Below are 24,145 nucleotides of genomic sequence, written 5' to 3' on the forward strand. Positions count from 1 at the left end.
TCATGTTTCCTCCGCTGCGTCGTGCTCATCGAGATCGCTCCAGCGCACCGCCCAGGTCTCCCCCGGCGCCAGCGCACGTTCCCCGCCGTCGAGCGCGACGGTGATCGGCCGCTGCCGCGACCGGGACAGACCGATACGTGCGCCGTCGTGGTCGCACCGCACAGTGACGCCCCAGTGGTCCCTGTAACGGAGCCGGAGCTCCAGGGCGTCGAGCTCCGCGGGCAGCCGCGGGTCCAGCCGGAGCACGCCCCCGGTGAGAGTCAGGCCGGTGTAGCAGCGTTGGACCAGGTCGACGGTGCCGGCCATCGCGCCGAGGTGTATCCCTTCGGCGGTCGTCCCTCCCTGGACGTCTGCGATGTCGCTGTCGAGCGCCTCGCGGAAGAACCGCCACGAGGCCTTGCGGTCCCGGCTGGCGAGGACCCAGGCGTGCACGACCGCGCTCAGCGTCGACCCGTGGCTGGTGCGGGCCAGGTAGTAGTCCACCGTGCGGTTGAGCGCGGCATGGTCGAGCTCGTACCCGAGCGATCCCAGCGCCTCGCGCAGGCCGTTCTCGCCGAGCAGGAACACCAGCATCAGGACGTCCGCCTGCTTGGACACCTGATAGCGGTTGGCGGAGTCGTCCTCCGCCTCGAGGATCCGGTCGAGCCGCCGGATGTCGCCGTAGTGCGACCGGTAGGCCGGCCAGTCCAGCTCCGCGAGCTCGTCGTAACCCTCGAACTGGCTGATCACACCGTCGGCGTGGAACACGACGCGCATCCGCCTGCTGACGTGGTCGAACAGGTCCGTCTCGCGTTCGTCCAGCTGGAGCCGCCGGCGCAGTGCTTCCCGCTCCGGCACGGGCAGCAGCGCGAGCGCGTCCAGTGCGTGCCTCAGTGCCCGGGTGACCATGACGTTCGTGTAGGCGTTGTTGTCGATCCCGGGCCGGTCGGCGTCCGGGTAGCGGTCGTGGTACTCGTCCGGCCCCACGACGCCGCGGACGTCGTACCGGTCCGACCCGGCGTCGTAGGTCGACAGGCTGCACCAGAACCGGGCGATCTCCACGAGCATCTCGATGCCTTGCTCGCGCATGAACCGCAGGTCCTCGGTGGCCTCGTAGTACTGCCAGACGTTGTGCGCCACGGCGATCCCCACGTGCCGCTGCAGATCCGTGTGGTCCTCGAGCCACCGGCCCGACGCAGGGTTCAGGTGCATCCGCTGCGTCTCCTCCCGGCCGTCGCTCCCGCTCTGCCAGGGATACATGGCACCCCGGTACCCGGCGTCGGACGCCGCGCGGCGTGCCTGCGGCAGACGCCGCCACCGGTACATGAGCAGCGACCGCGCGACGTGCGGCAGGCGGAGCAGCAGGAACGGGAACACGAACAGCTCGTCCCAGAAGACGTGCCCTCGGTACGCCTCGCCGTGCAGTCCACGGGCGGGCATGCCGACGTCGAGCTGCGCCGTGTGCTCGGACAGGACCTGCAGCAGGTGGAAGACGTGCAGGTGCAGCGCCTGCTGCGCCTCACCCGGGACGACGACGACGGCACTCTCCTGCCACAGCCTGTCCCAGGCGCGGACGTGGTCCGCCAGGAGCTCCTCGAAGGGCGGGATGAGTGCCGCGTGCCGGCGCGCTGCGTCGAGGGGCTCCGAGATCGCCCGGTCCTGCGACGTGTACATCGCCACCCGCTTCTCGACCGTCAGGGGCACGCCCTCGGCCAGGTCGGGCCACAGCCGCACGGCCGGCTCACCGACGTCGTGCTCGTACGCGGCGGTCACCGACGGGGCCGTGACCGCCACCGTCATCGCCTGTGCGATCCGGATCTGCGACGTGGCGGTGCGGACCTGCAGCCAGGCCACTCCCTCGTCCTTGTCGTAGCCCTCCGCCACGGGGACGAGGTGTGCGCCGTCCAGGTCTCGGTAGCGCACGACCCCGGCGTTGGTCACCCGCCCGTCGAGGCTCGCACGCACCTCGAGGGTTCCTGACCAGTTCTCCGCCACGAACGTCGTCTCCAGGGCGGCCACGTGGGGGTCGTGCATCGACACCAGCCGCCGCTGGGTGACCGCGAGCACGCGGCCGAGCGGGTCACGGAACCGGGTCCGCCTTGTCATCAACCCGCGCCGGGTGTCGAGATCCTGCCGGTGGTCCAGGACCTGTTCCGCAGTGAGACCCAGCCAGTCCTGTCCTGGCGTGCAGAAGGTCAGCGGCAGCCAGTTCGGCGCGTTGACGAGATCCTCGTTCTCGACGGTGCGCCCGGCAACGGTCGACGTCAGACGGTCGTAGCAGCCGGCAAAGTAGGTGCCCGGGTAGTGGACGCCGTCGGCATGCGACTCCGGTGCGGCGCCACGGGTCGCGACGTAGCCGTTCCCCAGGGTGCACAAGGCCTCCCTCAGGCCTTCTGCCCCCGGGTCGAAGCCCTCATACGACAGGGTTGCGTGCTCCATCGTGCCTCCCGATCACGGTGAGGTCGGCGAGGTCGGCGACCACGAAGTCCGCTCCCCTGTCCGCCATGTCGTCGCCGATCCGGTGGTGCCGGTCCACCCCGATCACCAGCCCGAAACCGCCCCGGTGGCCGGCCTCGATCCCGACCAGGGCGTCCTCGACCAGCGCACACCGGCGCGGGGCTACCGTCAGGCGCCGCGCGGCTTCGAGGAACAGAGCCGGTTCCGGCTTGCCGGGGAGCCCGAGCCGAGCTGCGTCGAGGCCGTCCACCCGCACGTCGACCAGGACGTCCACACCAGCGGCGCGCAGCACCGGCCCACAGTTGCGGCTGGCCGAGACAGCCGCGATCCCGCAGCCACGGTCCCGCAGCGCGCGCAGGAGGGCCACGGTGGAGGGGAACGCATGGACTCCGCGGCGGACCTCGTCGAGGAAGTATCGGTTCTTCCGCTCAAGGAGCGACTCGAGCGACTCGGTGCCGTCGGCGGCCTGCTCCGGCAGCACGATCCCGCGTGACGCGAGGAAGCCGCGAGCGCCGTCCTCGCGTGACCGGCCGTCGACGAAGCGCGGGTAGTCGGAGCCGATGTCGAACGGTGGCAGGTCGGTGCCGGTTCGACGGCCACGTTCCCGCAGGAGCTCATCGAACGCACGCTTCCAGGCGGCGGCATGCGTGCGGGCGGTATCGGTGATGACGCCGTCCGTGTCGAGCACCACGGCGTCGATGACCCTGAGGTCCAGCACGGCGGGGCGCGGCGCAGCCATGTCGTCTCCCTTCGCCGGCGAGGTCAGGAGATCGGTCTGCTGGGCCGGCGCGCCGCGACCTCGGCGCCCAGTGCCCTCCCCCAGTCTCGAGCGCGATCGACCTCGCCGTCGACGAGAGGACCCGCGACGTCCGCGACCCGGAAGCTGGTGAAGGCTGCGGTGAGGCGGTAGCCCAGCCGGTCCAGCCGGTGGCTCGCCGCACGCGCGGCGGAACCGGTGACCCGCGAGGTCACCCGGGTGTCGAACGCCGTCGCCGCCGTGTCCGCCGGCGCGGCCGGAAGGCCGCCGAGCCACTCGCGGATGCCGCGGTCGCGGGAGACGAGGGTCGTGGCCCGCTGGGCGGCGTCGCGCCGGGTCGTGGGCCAGGACATGCTGAAGGCATGGGTGGGTCCGCCGACGACCAGCAGTGTGACGTCGGCCGGCACCGTGTCGGGCGCCGCACCCACCTCGACGACGTCGGCGCGCATCGACGCCCCGATCCCCTGTCCGATCGCCCGCGCGATCTCTTCCGTGTTGCCGAACATGGACTCATAGACCACGAGTGCACGCATCGCTGTTACCTCCTGTGCCTGTTGAGTCCACCTTCCTCGCCCAGGCCCGGGCGCATCAGGGCCGTCCGACCCCGGGCGGCGGGACGTTCGGCCCTGCCTCGCGTGAACCGCACGACGAAGACTGAGGTTGCCGGCCGCAACCGCGGTCGAGCGGCCCAAGGGAGTGATCGGTCATGAATCGCCTGAACGACAGAACTGCTCTGGTCACCGGTGGTGCCAGCGGCATCGGTCGCGCGATCGCGCTACGGCTCGCCGCGGAGGGCGCTGCGGTGCTGGTCACCGACATCCAGGACGACGAGGGTCAGAAGGTCGCCGACGAGATCGTCGAGAAGGGCGGCCGAGCGATCTTCATGCACCACGACGTGGCCGACGAGAGTGCGTGGACCACCGCTGTGGAACGTGCGGTGTCCGAGTTCGGCGGGCTGGACGTGCTGGTGAACAACGCCGGCATCGGTGACCTCGGCACCATCGAGGACACGACCCTGGACCAGTACGAACGCACGATCTCGGTGGACCAGACCGGCGTGTTCCTCGGGACGAAGGCCGCCGCGGAACACCTCAAGGCGTCGGGTCACGGTTCGGTGATCAACATCAGCTCGATCTTCGGCACCAGCGGTGGGCTGGGCACCTCGCCGGCGTACCACGCCGCGAAGGGCGCGGTACGTACTCTCACCAAGAACGTGGCGCTTGCCTGGGCACGAGCCGGGGTCCGGGTCAACTCGATCCACCCCGGGTTCATCGACACACCGATCCTCGACGCGGCCAGGGGCACCGCGTTCGAGACCGCCATGGTCGATCTGACCCCGATGGGCCGCCTGGGCCGGCCGGAGGAGGTCGCGGCCGCCGCGGCATATCTCGCCGGCGACGACGCGTCCTTCGTCACCGGCGCCGAGCTCTATGTCGACGGCGGGTACATCGCCCGCTGAGCCCCAACGCGATCCTGCGGGAAGGGCAGCCCGGGCCGGTGCGATCCGGACGGTCAGCTGAAGGGAGAGACATCATGAGCATCGTCGACTCGCGGGTCGAACGGATCTTGAGGGCAGCGGCGAGGGCCCCGAGCGTCTACAACACCCAGCCGTGGCAGGTGGACGTCACGGGCAACACCGTGCTTCTGCGCGCGGACGCCGCGCGTCAGCTGCGGCACTCCGATCCGCACGGCAGGGAGATGCTGATCAGCTGCGGGGCATTCCTGTTCAATGCGAGGACGGCCGCTCGGCGGGACTCGCTGACGGCCGTCGTCAAGGTCCTGCCGGTCCCGGACGACGAGCTCCTGGTGGCCGAGATCGAGCTCGAACCGGGCCCGGTCCCGAACACTGACGAGCTCGAGCTGTCCGTAGCAATCGAGCGGCGTACGACGTCACGGGTCCCGTTCGACGACCAGCCGCTGTTCACGGACGTGCTGATGTCCATCCTGCAGGCGGCTCGGGACGAGGGAGCGGAGCTGCGGCTGATCCAGCCCTCGGAGCCGGTACGCGAGGACGTGCTCGGGCTGGTCCGCAGAGCGGAGGCACTCGCCGCCGAGGACCCCGCGGCGCGCGCGGAGGAGGAGGCGTGGACCACCACCGATCCTGGCCGTGACGACGGCATCCCGCAGGACCTGCTCGGTCCGGGCGCGAGCGACGACCGGGCTCCGGTGCGGCGGTTCCACGCCAGCACCGGCAGCGTGCAGTTCGAGCAACGGTCGACGTTGGCGGTTCTCTCGACCGCCGGTGACTCCCCCCGGGACTGGGTGACGGCGGGCCAGGCGTTGCAGCATGTTCTGCTGGTCGCCACCACCTACTTCGTCCACGCGTCGTTCGCGACCACGGTCCTGGAGAACCCGACGACTCGCCATGACCTGCGCCACGTCCTGTCGCTCGACGGGGCACCGCAGATGCTCATGCGGCTGGGGTACAGCTCGATGCCGAAGCACACGCCTCGCCGGTCCGTTCCAGGGGTGGCCGCCCACGATCCCGGGTAGCCACGTCGGCAGCGCGTCGTGGCAGGTACCGGACGGCCGCGCCACGACGTACCGAGGCTCAGGAGATGTTGCTGGCCCGGCGGGCCGCTACCTCCGAGCCCAGTGCCCCGCCCCAGGTTCGAGCTCGATTGAGCTCCCCGCCCGCGAGGGGACCGGTGAGACTGGCGACCCGGAAGCTCACGGGAGCGGCGACGAGGGGGTAGCCGAGCCGGTCGAGCCGGCGGCTGGCCGCTCGTGCGGCAGAACCGGTGAGGTGTGACGTCGTCCGTGTGTCGAATGTGGTGGCCTCGGTCCTGGACCCGGCCATCACACCCGGAAGCGCCCCGAGCCACTCGCGGATCCCACGCTCGCGTGAGATGACGGAGGGTGCTCGACCGGCGGCGTCCCGCCGGGTCGACGGCCAGGACATGCTGAACGCATGCGTCGGCCCGCCGACGACCAGCAGGGTGACGTCCTGGGGCACGCTGTCGTGCGCCGCGCCCACCTCGAGGATGTCGGCATGCATCGACGCCTCGATCCCTTCCGCGATGGCTCGCGCGACAGCCCGGGTGTTCCCGAACATGGACTCGTAGACGATCAGGGCACGCATGGCGGTTTCCTCCGTTGAGATCGGGTCACGTGAAGACGATCTGGCCGCCGGCCGCGAGGTCGTAGAACTCCCCGACGGTGATGACGTCCTTGACCTGGCCGATGAAGTCGTCCCTGGCGAATCCGAACAGGTCGACCGAGGCCTGGCAGGCGTACAGTCCCGCGCCGGTGTCGGCGATCATCTCGACGAACTCGGCGATCGGCGGGATGTCGAGCCTGTCCATCTTCCGCGCCATGTACCGGGTCATCGCAGCAGAGACGCCGGGCACGCTGCCCAACCAGGTCGGCAGGTGGAGACCAGGGTTGCCCACCGTGGCCAGCTTGATGTGTTCGTACCGGTCCCTGTGGATTGCGTCGAGACCGAAGAACGTGAAGAACAGGTTCGCCTCCATTCCTTCGGCGCGAGCTCCGTTGGCCATGATCAGCCCCGGGTAGATGCCCTCGAGCGAGCCCTTGGAGATGATGATCGAGACCTTCTCGATCTTGCCGTCGCCTGCCATGGCACACCGTCCTTCTGATCGGTTCTCGTGGTTCTCAGATGCAGCCGCGGGGCTTCGGGATGCCGGCGATCCTCGCCGCCAGCTTGGCCGGACCCTTGGGGAAGAGCTCGTAGAGCTCCTTGACGCTGACGCCGGAGCTCTTGCCCAGTGCGCGGACGGTCGGGCCGGAGCCCTTCTCCTCGTACTCGTGGCGCACGTGCTTGACGACGCGCAGGTGCTGCTCGGTCAGCGGGTCGATGTCCGCCTCACGAGCGATCTCCGGCGTCATGTCCTCGCGCCACTGCCCGGGGTCGGTGAAGAATCCCTCGTCGTTCACGGACACCTGGGTGCCCGCGTAGGTCACGTTCGGCATGTCGCGTCTCCTCCTTCTCGTCGTCGTCCGACCGGTTCAGGCTGGTCAGCCGGTGGTCACGGCATCGCGCTTGCCCGTCAGCGGCATGGCGGAGCCGACTCCGGGGATGTCCCTCCCGGGCAGCAGGCTGTGCCAGTACAGCCAGGCGAACATCAGCTTGCCGAGATGGTTGAGCCGCGACTCCTTCAGCAGGGGCAGCCCCACGGCTGCCGGGTAGTGACCCGGCAGCGGCTCGGTGTCGTAGTTGAAGTCGATGAGCAGCGCCTTGCCGAAGCCCGTCTCGACAAAGCAGTTGGCGTGCCCGTCGAACTCGGCCAGGGGCTCCTGGCCGGCGAGGAACCGGGCGACGTTCCGCACGAGCGTCTCGCCCTCGAAGTGGGTCACCGAACCGGCCTTGGACGCGGGGAGCGCCGTGGCATCGCCGATGACGAAGATGTTCGGCCGCACCGTGGACTGCAGGGTGTGCGGGTCGGTAGGGACGAAGCCGAGCTCGTCGCCCAGGCCTGGCGAGGCGTCGACGTAGGCCGCCCCACCGTGCAGCGGCACGACGACCGCCAGGTCGAAGGGGACCTCGCGCCCGTCGAACGACACCAGACGACGGCCCGGATCGCCGTCCGCGCCGTACACGGTGCCGGTGTTGAACTCGGTCACCAGCTCGACGCCCTTCTCGGCCAGCAGGCCGGCCAGGGCCCGCGCCGCGACCGGCTTCGTGAACGCCGCGTCCAGCGGGGTCACGTACGTCAACGAGACCTTGTCGCGGATGCCGCGGACCCGGAAGTACCAGTCGGCGATGAAACAGAACTCCAGCGGGGCGACGGGGCACTTGATCGGCAGGTCCACCACGTTGACCACCAGCCGGCCGCCCTCGAAGCGGGACAGCGCGCCGGCGAGCGCGGTGGCGCCGGCGTAGTCGTAGAAGGTGTGCACCGACTGTCCCCAGCCCGGACCCGTCAGACCTTCGGTCTCCTCGGGCAGCAGCCGGGCGCCGGTGGCGATCACCAGCACGTCGTAGGGCAGCGTCTCGCCGTCGTCCAGCTGCACCCGGTCACGGTCGACGTCGACCCGCCGGACGCCGGCCCGGTGGTAGCCGATGCCGGCGTGCAGCTGGCGTGGACGCGATCGGACGAGGCCACCCGGACCGGCCTGCTGGAAGGGCACGAACAGCAGGCCAGGCTGGTAGACGTGGTCGTCGTCGCGGTCGACGACGGTGATCTCGACGTCGTCGCCGAGCCTGCGCCGCAGCCGGTTCGCCGACAGCGTGCCGCCGGTACCTCCACCCAGGATCACGATGCGCTCTGTCATGCTCCCAGTCTTCGGGGGCGCCGTCGGGACGTGCAGGGGCATTGGTCCCCCGGGCGCGGGCCGAAGGTCGCTGTCGGCGTCCCGTCGCGAGATCAGCCCTCCGTGATCACGTCGACGACCGCTCGTAGACGCTCCCCCGCTTCGTCCGCGACCCCGGACAGGGCCGGGTTGCCGGTGACGCGGACCATGATCTGCGGATCGAGGGCCTCGACGGTCGTCGTGCCGTCGCCCTCGTCCCGCACGACCACGTTGCACGGCAGGAGCAGTCCCACGGACTCCTCGGCCTGGAGGGCGCGGTACGCCAGGGGCGGGTTGCAGGCGCCCAGGATGACCTGGGCCCTGATCTCGACATCGAGCTTCTTCCTCATGGTCGCTGCCATGTCGATCTCGGTCAGGATGCCGAAACCTTGCTCGGCGAGCGCCTCGCGGACCGCTCGGACGGTGTCCTCGAAAGGTCGTCGGACACGGGTGGTGATGCCATAGCTCATCGTGTGCTCCTCATGGTGGTGCTTGGCTCGTGCGGTACCTCGTCATCGTCGCGCGCTGGTGCCGCCTTCGCTCGGACGGCGTCCAGCCAGGTGACGTAGCCGCCGTCCAGGTTGCGCACGTCGTAGCCGAGCTGGGTGAGCAGCCGGGCGGCAGTGTGTCCGCGCTGCCCGACCTGGCAGTGCACGACGACCGGTGCTCCGGTCGGGATCTCGGTGCGCGCGCGGGCACGGAGCTCGTCGAGCGGGATGTTGCGCGCCCGGTGGCGTGCACTGTCGCTCGCGGTCCCGATGCCGGTCTCGATGCCGGTCTCGATGCCGGTCTCGACGGTGCCGCGCGCGTGCTCGGCGGGGGTCCGCACGTCCACGAGCGTCGCACCGCGGCGCACGAGCTCGTCGAGCTCGTGCCACTGGACACTGCGGGTGTCGCCTGCGCGGAGGTTGTCCGCGACGTAGCCGAGCATGTTGACCGGATCCTTGGCGGACCCGTAGGCGGGTGCGTAGGCGAGCTCGAGATCCGCGAGATCGGAGGCGGTCAGGCCTCCGACGACGGCAGTCGCGATCACGTCGATGCGCTTGTCGACCCCGTCGTGGCCGACCCCCTGGGCGCCGAGGATCTGGTCGGTCTCCGGGTCGACCAGGAGCTTGAGCGCAAGCGGCATCGCGCCCGGGTAGTAGCCCGCGTGCTGGTTCGGGTGGGTGTGGATCGCCCGGTAGGGGCGGCCCTCGGCCCGCAGCCGCTTCTCGTTGCGCCCTACCGCGGCGGCCGTCAGGCCGAACACGCCCACCACGGCGGTGCCGATCGACGGTCGCATGCCGGTCCGGCCGAGGATCACGTCCGCGACGTGCCGACCGTGCCGGTTGGCGAGGTTCGCGAGCGGGATGAGCGCGAACGGCTCGGGTTCACCCTGAACGGCGAACGCGTCGCGCTTCACCGCGGCATCACCGACCGCGAAGACGTCCGGGACCGAGGTGCGCAGGTCCTCGTCCACCAGGATGCCGCCGCGCGGGCCCAGGGCGGCACCGGCCAGGGTCGCCAGCTCCGTGTCGGGCCGGACACCGACCGCGGCCACGACCAGGTCTGCGGACACCTTGCCGACGTCGGTCCCCGCGGTGTCCGCAAGGACCGCCGTGTCGGGCGTGAGCGCGGAGACCTGCGTGGACGTGCGGACGTCGACGCCGTGCGCCTCGAGCTCGTCGCGTACGCGCACGGCCAGCTCCGGGTCCAGCAGCGGGAGCACCTGGTCGCCGAGCTCCACGAGGGTGACGGTCAGACCGATGCGGACGAGGTTCTCCACGACCTCCAGGCCGACGAAGCCGCCACCGATGACCACGGCCGTGCGCGCGCCGTCCACCGCGGCCACGAGCCGGTCGGCGTCGGCGACGTCACGCAGCACGAGCGCACGCTCGATGCCGGGAACCGGCGGTACGACCGGTCGGGCGCCAGGGCTCAGCACGAGGTGGTCGTAGGTCTCGACGTACTCGTCGCCCGTTCCGACGTCACGCACGGTCACGGTGTGCGCTGCGGCGTCGACACCCGTCACCTGGCTGCGGATGCGCACGTCGAGGCGGAACCGCGCCGCGAGGGACTCCGGCGTCTGCAGCAGCAGCGCCTCGCGGTCCTGGATGACTCCGCCCGCGTAGTACGGCAGCCCGCAGTTGGCGTACGAGACGTGCTCACCCGCCTCCAGGACGACGATCTCCGCGTCCTCGGCCAGGCGGCGTAGCCGGGTGGCCGCCGACATGCCCGCGGCGACTCCCCCGACGATGACGATCTTCATGTGGTCCTCCTTGGCTTTGACACCGACAATACCCCAGGGGGTATTCTCTGGAACAACCGAGCGAGGGAGATCACCGTGTGCAGAGCTGTGACATGCGAGAAGTGCGGCAGGACGACGTGGGCCGGCTGCGGCCAGCACGTCGACCAGGTGATGGCCGGCGTGCCGCGCCGTGACCAGTGCGAGGGACACGCCGAGGAGCCCGCCAAGGGCTCGTTCCTGTCCCGGATCTTCGGACGCCGAGAGGGCTGATCGTGGAACTCGATCCGAACGAGATGCGGAAGGTCTCCAACCGGCTCAAGCGCGCCCAGGGCCAGCTCGCCGCAGTGATACGCATGGTGGACGACGGAGCGGACTGCGCGGACGTCGTGACCCAGCTCTCCGCCGTCTCGAAGGCCCTCGACCGGGCAGGGTTCGCCGTCATCTCGTCGGGACTGAAGCAGTGCCTCACCGACGAGGAGAACGGCACGGCCGACCTGCAGAAGCTCGAGAAGCTCTTCCTGTCCCTCGCGTAGGCGTCGCCCGGCGCACCTAGGCGACCGCACCGGGGTGCCGCGCCCGCCACAGCAGCTTGCGGAGCTCGTCGAACCAGAGCACCGAGGACGCCATCGCGACCGCGACACCCCAGTGCGCGAGGTCGAGGCTCGCGGTGCCGAAGGCGACCTGGAGGAACGGCACCTGGACGACGGCGACCTGGAGCAGCACGCCCAGCCCGATCGCGCCCCAGAGCCAGCGGCCCGCGAACATCCGGTGGAAGGCGCTGGTCGTCTCCGACCGGGAGTTGAACACGTTGAACAGCTGGGCCAGGACGAGGGTGGTGAACCCGGCGGTGCGCGCCACGGCGAGCGAGTCGGTGCCCTCGACGAGGCCGCCGGGCAGGAAGATGTCGATGGTCAGCAGGGTGGCGACGCCCATGACAAGACCGATGCTCAGGACGCCGGTCCACATGCGCGCGTCGATGATCCGCTCGTGCATGCCCCGCGGTGACCGGGCCATGACGTCGTCGGTCTCCGGGTCCACGCCCATCGCGAGCGCCGGACCCGAGTCCGTGACGAGGTTGATCCAGAGGATCTGCGTGGCCAGCAGCGGCACGACCACGGCCTCGCCGCCGGCGGCGCCCTCGAGTCCGACCACCCCGGCGAACAGCACGCCGAGCAGCACCGTGAATACCTCGCCCATGTTCGAGGAGAGCAGGTAGCGCAGGAACTTCTTGATGTTGTCGAAGATGACCCGGCCCTGGCGCACGGCGGCGACGATGGTGGCGAAGTTGTCGTCACCGAGGATCATCTTGGCCGACTCCTTGGTCACCTCCGTGCCGGTGATGCCCATGGCGACGCCGATGTCGGCGGTCTTGAGGGCGGGGGCGTCGTTGACGCCGTCACCGGTCATGGCGACCACGTGCCCGTCGGCCTGGAGCGCATCGACGATCTGCAGCTTGTTCTGCGGGGCCACACGGGCGTACACCGACACGGTGCGCGTGGCCTCTCGCAGGTCCGGTCCGTCCAGACCGTCCAGCTCCGTGCCGGTGACGGCTCGCGCGCCAGGCTCCACGATGCCCAGGTCGGTCGCGATCCGGGTCGCCGTGACCGGGTGGTCACCGGTGATCATGATGACGCGGATGCCGGCTCGGTGGGCCTCGGCCACCGCGGCCGTGACCTCGGGCCGTGGCGGGTCGATGATGCCCACCACCCCGAGGTAGACCAGGTCGGACTCGTGCTCCTCCAGGCCCTCGGACCCGAGGCCCTCCGCGACCCGGCGATAGGCGACGCCGAGAGTGCGGTACGCCCGGTCCGACAGCCGCTCGACCGCGTCGAGCGCCGCTCCGCGCCGGTCGTCGTCGAGCGGCACGGTCCCCTCGCCCACCTGCACGGCGGTGCAGCGCCCGAGCAGCACGTCCGGCGCGCCCTTGGTGACCAGCGCCCAGGCGCCGTCGCCCGGTGGGTCCACGAGCGCGGACATCAGCTTGCGCTCGGAGGTGAAGGGGACCTCCCCACGGCGCTCGAACTCGGCGACGCGATCGACCGTGCCGGCGAGCTTGTGCGCGGCGACGAGGAAGGCCGCCTCGGTGGGGTCGCCCTGCACGGCCCACTCGCCGTCGTCCTCGACGAGCTGGGCGTCGTTGGCGAGCGAGCCGCCGCCCAGCACCATGGCCACCTCCCGGAGCAGCGGCTCGTTCGTGAGCGGTCCCCCGTCGCCGTCCGGCCCCGCGCGCACCTCGCCGTCGGGCCGGTAGCCCACGCCGGTGAGTGCGACCTCGCCGGAGGCGGTGACGACCCGCTGGATGGTCATCTCGTTCTTGGTCAGGGTGCCGGTCTTGTCCGACGCGATGACCGACGCCGAGCCCAGCGTCTCCGCGGAGTGCAGCTTCTTCACGACGGCGTTCCGGCGCGCCATGGTCTGTACACCCACGGCCAGGACCACCGACAGGATCGCCGGCAGGCCTTCGGGCACGGCGGCCACGGCGAGCGAGACGCCGAGCAGGAGGACGGTGACGAGATCTTCCGCCGTGCGGACGTCGTTGACCACTGCCGCGAGGACCATCACCACGACGGCGATGCCGATCACCGTGAGGCCGAGCACCTTGCTCACCCGCGAGATCTCCCGCTGCAGCGGCGTGACCTCCTCCTCGGTGGCGTCGAGCAGCCTCGCGATCGCGCCCATCTGCGTGCCCATGCCGGTGGCCACCACGACGGCCCGGCCCACACCCTGGGCGACGGCGGTGCCCTTGTAGACCATGTCGAACCGGTCGCCCAGCGGCGCGGCGGCCGGCAGGACCGCCGCGTCCTTCAGGACCGCCTCCGACTCGCCGGTCAGCGACGCCTCCTGGACCCGCAGGGCCGTCGCGCTCAGCAGGCGCGCGTCGGCGCCGACGGCGTCGCCCTCGGTCAGCACGAGCACGTCCCCGCGGACCAGCTCGGCCGACCGCACGGTGACCTGGCGACCGTCCCGGAGCACGGTGGAGCTCGCCTCCGTCATGGACCGGAGCGCCGCGACGGCGTTCGCCGCCTTGCTCTCCTGGACCAGGCCGAGCACCGCGTTGAGCACGACGATGGCGGCGATCACCACCGCGTCGACCGGCACGCCGTCGGCACCCTCGACCCACCAGACGGTGACCGAGATGGCCACGGCGACCAGCAGCAGGGCCACCAACGGGTCGCGGAACTGCTCGAGGACCTTGCGCCAGAGCGGCACGGGCGGCCTGGACCGCAGCTCGTTCGGCCCGTCGGTGGCCAGCCGGCGCGCGGCCTCGGCGTCGTCCAGCCCGACGACGGGATCGACGCCGAGCTCGCGAGCGACGTCAGCCGCCTCCCGCAGCGACGGATCGGACGGATCATCGGCGGCCGGCGCCGAGACGGACGACGGGCGGCTGGGCCGGGACGACGTACCTGAGGTCACAGGTGCAGCCGGACCGGGCGGTGCTCGATCTGCGCGATGTCGTCCGACGTCGCCCGCAGCAGCCGGTCTGCCAGGTCCCGCAAGGCACGCGCGGCGGCCAGCTCCTCGCCGATCTCGCGGACCTGCGGGTCGTCCGGGTTGCGCCGGGCGCGTCCATGGCCTTCGAGCGACGTCCCGCTCGACGTGGTCAGCACGGCGTGCGCGGCGGTGAGAGTGCCGTCCCGCTCGACGTCGTCCGCGTCGAACAGGCGGATGGCGACTTTCCAGGTGTGGGTCATGGCAGTGCTCCTGTCGATCGGTTCCCCTCCCGTCGTGGGAGGGCGAGCGTGCTCCCAGCGTCGCGCGCGTGTGTGCGCACACACCAGGGACCAACGGCCCGAGGCATCGGGACCGACGGCACAGGACGGTGCCGGAACTGGCTGCCTAGCGTGAAGAACGCCCCGGCGAGCTGCCGGGATCGGCACGACGCACGACACGGAGGACCCATCATGCGCACCATCGTCGTCACCGGCTCGGCCTCAGGAATCGGCCGCGCGACCTTGCGGCTGCTCGAGCAGCGCGGCGACCGGGCCATCGGCGTGGACCTCCACGACGCCGAGATCGAGGCCGACCTCCGCACCCAGGACGGCCGGGCCTCGATGGTCGCGGAGCTGCGGGCACGCCGCCACCACATCGACGGCGTCGTCGCCAACGCGGGAGTGGCACACCAGACCCCGGACGACGTCGCGGTCAACTTCTTCGGCACGGTCGCGACGCTGGAGGGACTGCGGCCCTTGCTCGCCGCCTCACGAGCCCCGCGCGCGGTCGCCACGGCATCGATGGCCAGCCTCATGCCGTCGGACGCGGAGCTGGTGGACCTGTGCCTGGCCGGCGACGAGGCCGGCGCGCTGGAGCGCGCCGCCAAGCTCGTGGAGGCGCGGCAGAACGACCTGATCTATGCCAGCAGCAAGGCGGCCCTGTGCCGGTGGCTGCGCCGCGCGGCTTCCGGGAAGGAGTGGGCGGGCGCGGGGATCCCGCTCAACGCCATCGCGCCGGGAGTCGTCGAGACTCCCATGGTCGCGAGCATGATCGGTACGGAGATCCAGCGCGCGGCCATGTCCGCCCTGGTACCCATGCCGCTGAACGGCTTCATGCGGCCCGAGGTCCCCGCGCACCTCCTGACCTGGCTCGTCAGCGAGAAGAACTCGCACCTGTGCGGCCAGGTCATCTTCGTCGACGGCGGGTCCGACGCCGTCATCCGCGGCGACTCCACCTGGTAGCCGCCGCCCAGGGCCATCGGCCCGTCCCGGCGCGGGACCAAGGTCCTACCGACAGGAGCCAGGTGACCCTGCACCCGTCCACATGGTTCGCGGGACCGTGGTCATAGGCAGCCGGAACCGTTCCGGCGCACCCCCAGGAGGAAGATCATGAGCTCCATCAGCCACCACTCCGCACCGTTGGCGCACGGGCCGGTAGCGCGTGAGCGCGCCACCACATCCGCCACGACCGTCACGAGCACAGCGGTCGCCCGGTACAGCTTCGCGGGCGTCCGGCTGCTCCTCGCCGTCGAGTTCCTCTGGGCGTTCGGCGACAAGCTGTTCGGCTGGGGCCTGGGCACGCCCACCGAGCGCGCCTGGATCAACGGCGGCTCCCCGACCGAGGGCTACCTCGGCGGTGTCGAGGGCCCGTTCGCCGGGTTCTTCGGCTCCCTGGCCGGCAACGCCGTCATCGACTGGCTGTTCATGCTCGGCCTGCTCGGCATCGGGCTCGCCCTGGCACTCGGCATCGGGATGCGGATCGCAGCCGGCGCCGGTGCACTGCTCATGCTCCTGATGTGGATGGCCTCGCTGCCGCTGGAGAACAACCCCTTCGTGGACTACCACCTGGTCGACGCGGTCCTGCTGATCGGGCTCGCCGCCTTCCTGGCCGGTGACACGATCGGCCTCGGCAAGCAGTGGGCCCGGCTGCCGCTCGTCAAGCGGTTCCCCGTCCTGCGATGACACAGCACCTCACAGTGCCCGTCTCCGCGGTGCCCGTCCCGGTAGTCCCCGGGACGGGCACCGCCACGGCCGGGCCCACCGTTACCGTAGGTCACATGGACGTACGCGTATTCCTCGTCGATGATCACGAAGTGGTGCGCCGCGGCGTCGCGGACCTGCTGGAGTCAGAGCCAGGAGTGCGCGTCATCGGTGAAGCGGGTACCGCCCGCGAGGCGCTCGCCCGCATCCCCGCCCTCGCCCCTGACGTCGTGGTGCTGGACGTGCGGCTGCCCGACGGCGACGGCGTCACCGTCTGCCGCGAGCTGCGCTCCCGTATGCCGGACCTGGCCTGCCTCATGCTCACCTCGTTCTCCGACGACGAGGCCCTCTACGACGCGATCCTCGCCGGAGCCGCCGGCTACGTCCTCAAACAGGTCCGCGGCACCGACCTCGTCCAGGCCGTGCTGACCGTCGCCTCGGGCGGGTCCATGCTCGACCCACGCGCCGCGGCCCGCGTCATGGAACGTATCCGCGAGGGCGCCCACCACGAGCCCGACCCGCTCTCCGGCCTGACCGACCAGGAGCGCCGCATCCTCGGCCTGATCGGGCACGGCCTGACCAACCGGCAGATCGGCGCCGAGCTGTTCCTCGCCGAGAAGACCGTCAAGAACTACGTCTCCAGCATCTTCGCCAAGCTCGGCCTCGAACGGCGGGCACAAGCCGCCGTCCTCGCCGACCGCCTCGAACAGGACGATCGCCGACAACACTGAGCCGGACGGCCCTGACGGCGCCGGAGAAGACGCTCGAGTCAGGTCTCCAGGGAGTCGTCGGTGGGCATCGGCACGCGCCACACCAGACGTGTCCCAGCCCGGTCAGCGCTCGGGTCCGCGGGTTCGATGAGGAGTGATCCGCCGAGCTCGTCCGCACGCTGCGCGAGGTTGCGTAGCCCGCTGTGTGCGGCCGTCGAGGGGATGCCCGTGCCGTCGTCGCTCACCACGAGCACAAGGTCGTCAGCCACAGCCAGCCGGACCTCCACCCGGGAAGCGGACGCGTGCCGGGCGACGTTCGACAGCGCCTCGCGCACGACCGCGATGATGTGGTGGGCGACGTCCGACGGCACCATGGTGTCCACCGCGCCCTCGAAGCGCAGCCGGGGCGCGAACCCGAGCGGAACCGCAGCGGCATCGACCTCGGTGATGACGCGTGAGCGCAGACCGATCCGGCGGGCGTCGGCACCGCCGGACCGCTCACCCGGCTGCAACCGGTAGATCGTGGTCCGTACCAGGGCGATCGTCTCGTCGACCTCCTCGACCGCCGCCGTCAGCTGCGCGGCCACCTCCGCCGGCGCGGTACGCGCCACTCGCTGCAGCGAGAGTCCGGTCGCGTACAGCCGTTGGATCGCCAGGTCGTGCAGGTCCCGTGCGATCCGCTCGCGATCACGGAGCAGGACGAGCCGTTCGGCGTCCGCCCGCCCCTCTGCCAGCTCCAGTGCGACGGCGGCCTGCGCGGCGAAGGCACTCAGCGCCTCCACCACCACCGACGAGAACGGCTGGCTGCCCCGCACGCGTGCCGCAGCCAGGACACCACGGACGCGACCGTGCTCGCCGAGCGGCCACACCGCCAGCGGGCCGAGCTCGACCGGCAGGTCCAGCGCGAACTCGGCGCGCTCGTCCTTCGTGGCGTCGTCGGTGACCATCGGCACCCCGGTGCGGAACGTGAGCGCGGCGAACGTCCCGTCGGCCGACAGGACCGAACCCACCCGGTCCTCCGCCCCCAGCCCGGACGCCGTCTGCACCAGCAGACGACCGGTGTCCGGATCCGGCAGGGAGACGGCCGTGAGATCCGCGTTGGCGACCTCCCGTGCCTGGCTGCCGATGAGCTTCAGGACCTCGTCGGGCGACGACCCGGCCAGGACCTGGCGGGAGATCCGGTCGTTGGCGCGCGCCCAGCGTTCGCGCAGCTGCGCGACGTCGTACAGGCGCGCGTTCTCGATGGCCACGCTCGCAGCCGAGGCGAGCGCTTCCAGCACCCGCTCGTCCTCGGCCGTGAAGTCTCCCCCGCCGCGCTTGTCCGTGAGATAGAGGTTGCCGAACGGCGCACTGTGCACCTGCAGCGGCATCCCCGCGAAGGTGTGCATCGGTGGGTGGTGCGCGGGGAAACCGACCGAGACGGGATGGGCGGACAGGTCGTGCAGGCGGAGCGGCACGGGGTGGCGGATCAGCTCGCCCAGCACACCGTGCCCCGTGGGGTAGGGACCGATCGCGGCGATCTGCTCGTCGGACAGCCCGACGGTCAGGAACCTGGCGATCCTGCCGTCGTCACCCAGCACGCCCAGCGCGCCGTACCGCGCGTCGACGAGCTTGATGGCTGTCTCGACGATGTGGTGCAGCACCGTCTCCAGATCCAGGCCACGACTGACCGTGACGACCGCTTCCAGCAGCAGGTCGGTGCGGTCGCGTGGGGTGTCGGCTGAGCCCATGTGTGCCTCCCGGGGCCACGGTAGCGCGCCCGGACCGGGGGTAGCCGGTTGGGACCTTGGTCCTGCTCCCGCGGGTCCCCGGTCTCTGCCGGACGAGATCGGCCGCCTGGTGTCCTGGGAGAGACGAAGGAGGACGATCATGAGCATCACCTGGTACGACGGCATAGTCGTCGGGGTCGACGGGTCGGCCGAGAGCCTGGCCGCCCTGGCCTGGGCAGCGCGCGCCGCCGATCTGCACGAGGCCCGCCTGACGGTCGTGGCGACCTATGGCGTGCCGATCACCCAGGACCCGGGCATCGGCGGTCTGATCGGCGAGATGCGCGATCATGCCTACAGGGCCGCTGAGGCGGCACGCACCTGGCTCGCGGAGCATCGTCCGGGCGAGCAGGACGTCGAGGTGGTCGTGATGTCCGGCGACGCGGCCTACGAGCTGAGCCGGCGGTCCAGGACCTGCGGTCTGGTCGTGGTCGGACGCCGTGGCCTCGGGAAGTTCGACCGCATGGTGCTCGGCTCGACCTCCTCCGCACTGGCGGCGACCGCTCCAGGAGCCGTCGCCGTGGTCCCGGCCGGCGCGGCCCCCGGCGACCCGAGGCGGATCCGGGTGGGCGTGGACCGCGACGACGAGCCAGACGTGCTGGGCGCCGCGTTCGCCGAGGCAGCCGCACGTGACTGCGCACTGGAGGTGCTGCACGTGACGGACAACGACGCGATCTCCGCGGCTCTCCCGGAGATGGACCCCGTCGCCGCTTCGTGGCGCGAGGCAGCCAAGGCCGACCTGGCCGACCGGGTGGCGCGGTGGTCGGAGAAGTACCCGCAGGTCGCCTGCACGATCGTGATGCGTCGCGGGGACCCGGCCTCCGTACTGCGGTACGGGCTCACCCCGGACGACCTGGTCGTGGTGGGCGGCCGCCGGCACCAGCCGCTGATCGGCCGCATGCTGCGCAGCGTTCCCGACGCCCTGCTCCGCTCGGCGCCGTGCCCGGTCGTGGTCGTGCACGCGCATCACGACGCGCACCGCTGATCCCCGACCGAGATGAGGAGAGGATCCCCATGAGCCAGACAGTGCAGGACCCCGTGGTGGTCGGTGTGGACGGCTCGACCTCGGCCACGCAGGCGGTGCTCTGGGCCGCCCGGGAAGCCGGCCGCCGTGGCGCTGCGTTGGTGCTGGTCCACGTGTGGACGCCGATCCCCGTCGCACCTCTGCACGTGGGATCGCTCGTCCCGTACCACGACGCGCTCGTCGAGCAGGGCGGCCTGTGGCTCAGGGAGGCTTCCGCGGCGGCGCGGGAAGTGGCGCCCGACGTCGTCATCAGCACCCAGCTGGTCAGTGGCTCGGCGGCCGGCCGGCTGATCGACCGATCAGCCTCGGCCGGTTTGCTGGTGCTCGGCTCACGCGGGCTCGGTGGGTTCGCCGGGCTCGTCGTCGGGTCGATCGCCGTGGCGCTCGCCACCCACGGGCACTGCCCCGTCGTGGTCGTACGCGGAGCCGATCCGGATACCGTGCCCCGGCAGGACGGGCCGGTAGTGGTCGGCGTGGACGGGTCACCGAACAGCCGAGCCGCGCTCGACTTCGCGTTCGAGGCGGCAGCCCTCCGCGGTGCGCCCCTGACAGCCGTGCACGCGTGGAGCGACCTGCCTGTCGTGACCGTCTGGGAACTCACGACGGACTGGCACCTGGTCCAGCAGAACGAGTCGGAGGCGTTGAGCCAGTGGCTCGCCGAGGGCCGCGCACACCACCCGGACGTTCCCGTCGAAGAGGTGGTGGTCCGCGACGGCCCGGCCCACGTGCTTCTCGAGCACACCAGGACCGCCCAGCTGGTCGTGGTCGGATCGCGCGGACGCGGTGGATTCCGTGGGCTCCTGCTGGGATCGACCAGCCAGGCCATGATCCAGCACGCCGCCTGCCCGGTGGCGGTCGTCCCCCCGTTGCCGGCGCTGTGAGCTCGGCACGACGTCGATATGTCTCGGAGGAGCCCGTTCACGATCCCCAGTGGTTTTAGCGAATGCTAAAGTCGTGAGGTGGATACGCAGCCCCTTTACGCGATCAAGGCAGAGCTGTTCAAGGCTCTGGCCCATCCGGTCCGAATCCGGCTGCTGGAGGTGATCGCGGCCGACCCGGACCTGGCCGCCCCGGTCTCTCGCCTGCTGGACGTGACGGGTGCTGAACCCTCTGCACTGTCCCAGCACCTGGCGGTCCTGAAACGCGCGGGGGTCGTGGACTCGACCCGCTCCGGCAACGCCGTGGTGTACCGGCTGACCGAGCCCTTGGTCGCAGACCTGCTCATCGTCGCCCGTGCCTTCTTGCTGCGTCGCCTGGCCGGCCACGACGCGGATGCCGGACGGCTCGCGGTCGCGCAGCATCTGCCGACGCTGCCCGGCGCGAGCGTCCGGTCCGTGCTCGAGGCCGCCCTGGCTGAGAGTGACCCGGTCGAGAGGACGGCGAAGCCGTGACGCTCCGTGACGTGCTGGTCCGGCTGGACGTTCGCGACCTGCTGCCCGGGCGTGATGACTACGACCTGCGCCCTCGGGCGATCGGTGCCGACCTGCTCGCCGGGTTGACCGTGGGCGTGGTCGCACTGCCACTGGCTCTGGCGTTCGGTGTCAGCTCCGGTGTCGGACCGGCCGCCGGGCTGGTGACCGCTGTCCTTGCGGGTGTGGTCGCGGCCGTGTTCGGCGGTTCCCGGTTCCAGGTCTCCGGCCCGACCGGCGCGATGGCCGTCGTCCTGGCGCCCGTCGTCGCCGCGTACGGGCTGCCCTCTGTCGCCCTGGTCACGATGCTCGGCGGGCTGATCGTCCTGGCTGCCGGGTTGCTGCGGCTCGGGCGGGTGGTCACCTTCATCCCGTGGCCGGTGGTCGAGGGGTTCACCCTCGGGATCGCCGCGATCATCTTCCTGCAACAGGTCCCCGCCGCCATCGGGCAGGCCGCCACCGTCGGGGGCAACACCCTGGTGACAGCAGCCCGCGCAGTCGCCGACGCCGCCGGTGCCCTCGATGCGCTCGCCCTGGACGCGACCACGTTGTGGTCGCTCGCGACGGTGGCGCTGGTCGCCGCCCTCATGCTCGTCCTGCCCCGGCTGCATGCCGCGATCCCCGCCTCGCTGGTCGCTGTCGTGGCCGCCACCGTGCTCGCCGAGGTCACCAGGGCGCCGGTCGCCCGCATCGGGACTCTGCCCGACGGGCTCCCGGTCCCGGCACTGCCCGGCGTCAGCACCACCGGGCTGGGCGACCTGCTGGGTGCGGCCATCGCTATCGCGGCGCTGGCCGCTATCGAGTCCCTGCTGTCCGCCCGGGTCGCCGCGTCGATGGTGCCCGGAGGCTCCGTGTACCACCCGGACCGGGAGCTGGTAGGTCAGGGTCTGGCCTCGCTCGCCTCCGGCCTGTTCGGCGGCATGCCGGCCACCGGCGCCATCGCGCGCACCGCGGTCAACGTGCGTTCCGGAGCCCGCACCCGCCTGGCCGCCGTCGTCCACGCGCTGGTCATCCTCGCCGTGATCTATCTCGCCACCGGGCCAGTGAGCCGCATCCCGCTGGCAGCGCTGGCCGGCGTGCTCATGGTGACCGCGTTCCGCATGATCGGTGCCGGCACGATCCGCGCGGTCCTGCGCTCCACTCGCTCGGATGCGGCCACGTTCGTGGTCACGGCCGTCATCACCGTCGCGTTCGACCTCGTCGAGGCAGTGCAGATCGGGCTGGTCGTGGCCGCGTTCTTCGCGTTGCGGCGCGTGGCCCGCGCCTCGTCCGTGCACCGCGAGCCGCTACCCGGCGTCGCGCACGAGGGCGACGAGCACATCGCGCTCTTCCGGCTGGACGGCGCCATGTTCTTCGGAGCCTCGGACAGGATCCTCACGGAGGTCACCGACACCTCGGTACGGGAGAACGTCCTGGTCGTCATCCTGCGCCTGTCCCAGCTGGGCATGGTCGATGCCACCGGAGCGCGGGCGCTGGCAGAGCTTGTCGGCGCCCTCGAGCAGCGCGGCATCACGGTCCTGGTCAAGGGCGTCCAGCCCCGGCACCGCAAGCTGATGACCACCGTCGGGGTGCTGGACGAGCTCCGCCACGAGAGCCACCTGTTCCTCACGCTGGACGACGCCGTCGCACACGCCCGTTCCCACGCGCGACGCGCGGACGAAGGCACCGACGTCCCGCAGCTGGACGGGCGACGCTGAGGTCCGCAGGGTCCCGGGTCCGTTCTGGCCTGGCGAACCAGAGGCTCACCAGGCCAGACGTGTCGGGCTGACTGGATTCGAACCAGCGACCCTCTGCTCCCAAAGCAGATGCGCTACCAAGCTGCGCCACAGCCCGTCATGCCGACACGGAAACCAAGGGTGACCTCGGTCCTCCGGAGCGACGCCCCATCATATCCGGTAGGTACGACAGTGACGCCAGTCGTTACCGGCCCTCGACGCCGCCCCGAGGCACCACGGAATGCCATAGCCCGTCCACAGCAGAAGCCTCCGCAGCCGCCGCCACCCGCGCCGCCTGGAGCCCGTCCGCCACCGACGGCGCCAGCTGCTCCCCGGTCAGCACGGAGGTGACGAACTGCGCCCCCTCGATGACCTTGAGGTCCTCGAAGCTCAGCCCCATACCCCCGCCAGGGTTGAACCGGCCGAACTCCCCGTGCGCCCCATCAGTCAGCACCCGAGTGAACCCGTACCCGGCATCCCCCGGCCCGAGGCAGACCTCCAGCTCGTTCATCCGCTCGAAGTCCCAGCGCGCGCTGCCCAGGCTCCCGAACACCTCGATCCCGTACCCGCACCGCGGCCCCACGGCCACCCGGGACGACTCGAACGTCGCCACCGCACCGCCGTCGAGCCGCGCGAGCACCGCCGCATAGTCCTCGTTCTCCACGGGCAGCAGGTCCCCGTCGAGATCACCATGGGCCTGGTGCCCGACGCCGCCACCCACCGGCGCCGGACGCGAGCCGATGAACGTCTCGGTCAGCGCCGTCACCTCCCGCACCGAAGCCACCACGTACTGTGCCAGGTCGAACCCGTGGCTGAGCAGATCACCGAGCACCCCCGACCCCGCCGTCTCGCGCACGAACCGCCAGGTCCGCGGCCCGGACGGCGAGGACGAGTAGTCGGCGTCCAGCACCACGCGAACGTTCCTGACCCGCCCGAGCCGGCCCGAGCGGACCAGCGACCGCAGGTGCTCCACCGCCGGCGCGTGCCGGTAGTTGAACCCGACGGCGGTGACCAGCCCGGCATCCCGCGCGGCGTCGGCGATGTCCTGGGACTGCCCGACCGAGGTGCCCATCGGCTTCTCCACCCAGAACGGCTTGCCGGCCGCAGCGGCCGCGAGCGCATGCTCGCGGTGCAGGTAGTTGGGGCTGCAGATCGACACGACGTCGACCTCGGGGTGCGCGAGCACTTCACGGAAGTCGGCTGTTATCGACCGGTAGCCGAAGCGGCGTCGCGCCGCGTCGGCGTTCGGCGCCGAGGTGTCGGCGACGATGACGGGGACGACGTCGACGTCGAGCTCCGGGTACCGCTCCCCCAGCGCCCGGTAGGCGTGCGAGTGGACGGCGCCCATCCAGCCCGCCGAGATCAGCCCGACGCCGATCCGTCGTCGTCCCGTCATGTCAGCACCCCGTCCCAGCTTCCCCAGTCAGAGCAGATCAG

24 protein-coding genes and 1 tRNA gene are annotated in these 24,145 nt (G+C 71.2%); 11 read left to right on the forward strand and 14 right to left on the reverse strand.

The window, feature by feature from the left end:
- From ACFO6V_RS17555 to ACFO6V_RS17565, 3 genes are read right to left on the reverse strand one after another with little or no spacing between them, the layout of a single operon-like run.
- Entirely contained in the window at positions 1–2,418 is a 2,418-nt protein-coding gene (locus ACFO6V_RS17555) for a glycoside hydrolase family 65 protein (protein ID WP_377137402.1), read from the reverse strand.
- A complete protein-coding gene (locus tag ACFO6V_RS17560; RefSeq protein ID WP_377137404.1) occupies positions 2,393–3,175 on the reverse strand; it encodes an HAD family hydrolase in 783 nt (260 codons plus the stop codon). The genes ACFO6V_RS17555 and ACFO6V_RS17560 overlap by 26 nt, the downstream gene beginning before the upstream one ends.
- 23 nt (positions 3,176–3,198) lie before the next feature.
- Positions 3,199–3,726, reverse strand: coding sequence for a flavodoxin family protein (locus tag ACFO6V_RS17565; RefSeq protein ID WP_377137406.1), 528 nt, complete (start codon positions 3,724–3,726; stop codon positions 3,199–3,201).
- A 173-nt stretch (positions 3,727–3,899) separates the two neighbouring features.
- Between ACFO6V_RS17565 and ACFO6V_RS17570 the strand changes: the two genes are divergently transcribed.
- Positions 3,900–4,652: an SDR family NAD(P)-dependent oxidoreductase gene (locus tag ACFO6V_RS17570; protein ID WP_377137408.1), complete on the forward strand. Its 753-nt coding sequence runs from the start codon at positions 3,900–3,902 to the stop codon at positions 4,650–4,652.
- A 74-nt stretch (positions 4,653–4,726) separates the two neighbouring features.
- Entirely contained in the window at positions 4,727–5,686 is a 960-nt protein-coding gene (locus tag ACFO6V_RS17575; RefSeq protein WP_377137410.1) for an Acg family FMN-binding oxidoreductase, read from the forward strand.
- Positions 5,687–5,744: 58 nt separating this feature from the next.
- Here ACFO6V_RS17575 and ACFO6V_RS17580 read toward each other — a convergent pair whose 3' ends face one another.
- The 6 genes from ACFO6V_RS17580 to ACFO6V_RS17605 form a co-directional block, all read right to left on the reverse strand.
- Positions 5,745–6,275 carry a flavodoxin family protein gene (locus ACFO6V_RS17580; RefSeq protein ID WP_377137412.1) on the reverse strand — a complete coding sequence of 177 codons (531 nt, stop codon included), beginning with the start codon at positions 6,273–6,275 and terminating at the stop codon, positions 5,745–5,747.
- A 25-nt stretch (positions 6,276–6,300) separates the two neighbouring features.
- On the reverse strand, positions 6,301–6,774 hold the full coding sequence (locus ACFO6V_RS17585) for a DsrE/DsrF/DrsH-like family protein (RefSeq protein ID WP_377137414.1): 474 nt from the start codon (positions 6,772–6,774) through the stop codon (positions 6,301–6,303).
- Positions 6,775–6,808: 34 nt separating this feature from the next.
- Positions 6,809–7,126 (reverse strand): TusE/DsrC/DsvC family sulfur relay protein, encoded by a 318-nt coding sequence (locus tag ACFO6V_RS17590; protein ID WP_377137416.1) that lies wholly within the window; start codon positions 7,124–7,126, stop codon positions 6,809–6,811.
- Positions 7,127–7,171: 45 nt separating this feature from the next.
- Positions 7,172–8,428: a type III sulfide quinone reductase, selenoprotein subtype gene (sqr, locus tag ACFO6V_RS17595; protein ID WP_377137418.1), complete on the reverse strand. Its 1,257-nt coding sequence runs from the start codon at positions 8,426–8,428 to the stop codon at positions 7,172–7,174.
- Between the two features lie 92 nt (positions 8,429–8,520).
- On the reverse strand, positions 8,521–8,916 hold the full coding sequence (locus ACFO6V_RS17600) for a DUF302 domain-containing protein (protein WP_377137420.1): 396 nt from the start codon (positions 8,914–8,916) through the stop codon (positions 8,521–8,523).
- Positions 8,913–10,694: an FAD-dependent oxidoreductase gene (locus ACFO6V_RS17605; RefSeq protein ID WP_377137422.1), complete on the reverse strand. Its 1,782-nt coding sequence runs from the start codon at positions 10,692–10,694 to the stop codon at positions 8,913–8,915. Before ACFO6V_RS17605 ends, ACFO6V_RS17600 begins: the two co-directional genes overlap by 4 nt.
- Before the next feature lie 75 nt (positions 10,695–10,769).
- Here ACFO6V_RS17605 and ACFO6V_RS17610 point away from each other — a divergent pair, with 75 nt between their 5' ends.
- Positions 10,770–10,943, forward strand: a complete 174-nt coding sequence (locus ACFO6V_RS17610) for a hypothetical protein (RefSeq protein ID WP_377137424.1) — start codon at positions 10,770–10,772, stop codon at positions 10,941–10,943.
- A gap of 2 nt (positions 10,944–10,945) precedes the next feature.
- Entirely contained in the window at positions 10,946–11,206 is a 261-nt protein-coding gene (locus ACFO6V_RS17615) for a metal-sensitive transcriptional regulator (protein ID WP_377137426.1), read from the forward strand.
- A 16-nt stretch (positions 11,207–11,222) separates the two neighbouring features.
- Here ACFO6V_RS17615 and ACFO6V_RS17620 read toward each other — a convergent pair whose 3' ends face one another.
- Positions 11,223–14,087 carry a cation-translocating P-type ATPase gene (locus ACFO6V_RS17620; RefSeq protein WP_377137428.1) on the reverse strand — a complete coding sequence of 955 codons (2,865 nt, stop codon included), beginning with the start codon at positions 14,085–14,087 and terminating at the stop codon, positions 11,223–11,225.
- Positions 14,084–14,365 (reverse strand): dsRBD fold-containing protein, encoded by a 282-nt coding sequence (locus ACFO6V_RS17625; RefSeq protein ID WP_377137430.1) that lies wholly within the window; start codon positions 14,363–14,365, stop codon positions 14,084–14,086. The genes ACFO6V_RS17620 and ACFO6V_RS17625 overlap by 4 nt, the downstream gene beginning before the upstream one ends.
- A 210-nt stretch (positions 14,366–14,575) precedes the next feature.
- Between ACFO6V_RS17625 and ACFO6V_RS17630 the strand changes: the two genes are divergently transcribed.
- The 3 genes from ACFO6V_RS17630 (at position 14,576) to ACFO6V_RS17640 (ending at position 16,815) form a co-directional block, all read left to right on the forward strand.
- Positions 14,576–15,346, forward strand: a complete 771-nt coding sequence (locus ACFO6V_RS17630; RefSeq protein WP_377137432.1) for an SDR family oxidoreductase — start codon at positions 14,576–14,578, stop codon at positions 15,344–15,346.
- A gap of 147 nt (positions 15,347–15,493) precedes the next feature.
- Positions 15,494–16,066 carry a hypothetical protein gene (locus ACFO6V_RS17635; RefSeq protein WP_377137434.1) on the forward strand — a complete coding sequence of 191 codons (573 nt, stop codon included), beginning with the start codon at positions 15,494–15,496 and terminating at the stop codon, positions 16,064–16,066.
- Positions 16,067–16,161: 95 nt separating this feature from the next.
- Positions 16,162–16,815 (forward strand): response regulator transcription factor, encoded by a 654-nt coding sequence (locus ACFO6V_RS17640; RefSeq protein ID WP_377137436.1) that lies wholly within the window; start codon positions 16,162–16,164, stop codon positions 16,813–16,815.
- Between the two features lie 38 nt (positions 16,816–16,853).
- Here ACFO6V_RS17640 and ACFO6V_RS17645 read toward each other — a convergent pair whose 3' ends face one another.
- On the reverse strand, positions 16,854–18,524 hold the full coding sequence (locus ACFO6V_RS17645) for a sensor histidine kinase (RefSeq protein WP_377137438.1): 1,671 nt from the start codon (positions 18,522–18,524) through the stop codon (positions 16,854–16,856).
- Between the two features lie 139 nt (positions 18,525–18,663).
- Here ACFO6V_RS17645 and ACFO6V_RS17650 point away from each other — a divergent pair, with 139 nt between their 5' ends.
- The 4 genes from ACFO6V_RS17650 (at position 18,664) to ACFO6V_RS17665 (ending at position 22,690) form a co-directional block, all read left to right on the forward strand.
- Entirely contained in the window at positions 18,664–19,545 is an 882-nt protein-coding gene (locus tag ACFO6V_RS17650; protein WP_377137440.1) for a universal stress protein, read from the forward strand.
- A 29-nt stretch (positions 19,546–19,574) separates the two neighbouring features.
- On the forward strand, positions 19,575–20,465 hold the full coding sequence (locus tag ACFO6V_RS17655) for a universal stress protein (protein WP_377137442.1): 891 nt from the start codon (positions 19,575–19,577) through the stop codon (positions 20,463–20,465).
- Positions 20,466–20,543: 78 nt separating this feature from the next.
- Positions 20,544–20,975, forward strand: coding sequence for an ArsR/SmtB family transcription factor (locus ACFO6V_RS17660; protein WP_377137444.1), 432 nt, complete (start codon positions 20,544–20,546; stop codon positions 20,973–20,975).
- A complete protein-coding gene (locus ACFO6V_RS17665; RefSeq protein ID WP_377137446.1) occupies positions 20,972–22,690 on the forward strand; it encodes a SulP family inorganic anion transporter in 1,719 nt (572 codons plus the stop codon). The genes ACFO6V_RS17660 and ACFO6V_RS17665 overlap by 4 nt, the downstream gene beginning before the upstream one ends.
- A 62-nt stretch (positions 22,691–22,752) precedes the next feature.
- Here ACFO6V_RS17665 and ACFO6V_RS17670 read toward each other — a convergent pair.
- Positions 22,753–22,826: transfer RNA gene (locus tag ACFO6V_RS17670), tRNA-Pro, on the reverse strand.
- Between the two features lie 87 nt (positions 22,827–22,913).
- Positions 22,914–24,104 (reverse strand): Gfo/Idh/MocA family protein, encoded by a 1,191-nt coding sequence (locus tag ACFO6V_RS17675; RefSeq protein ID WP_377137448.1) that lies wholly within the window; start codon positions 24,102–24,104, stop codon positions 22,914–22,916.
- Positions 24,105–24,145 lie beyond the last annotated feature (41 nt).

Source organism: Promicromonospora alba, from assembly GCF_042654905.1.
GTDB lineage: Bacteria > Actinomycetota > Actinomycetes > Actinomycetales > Cellulomonadaceae > Promicromonospora > Promicromonospora alba.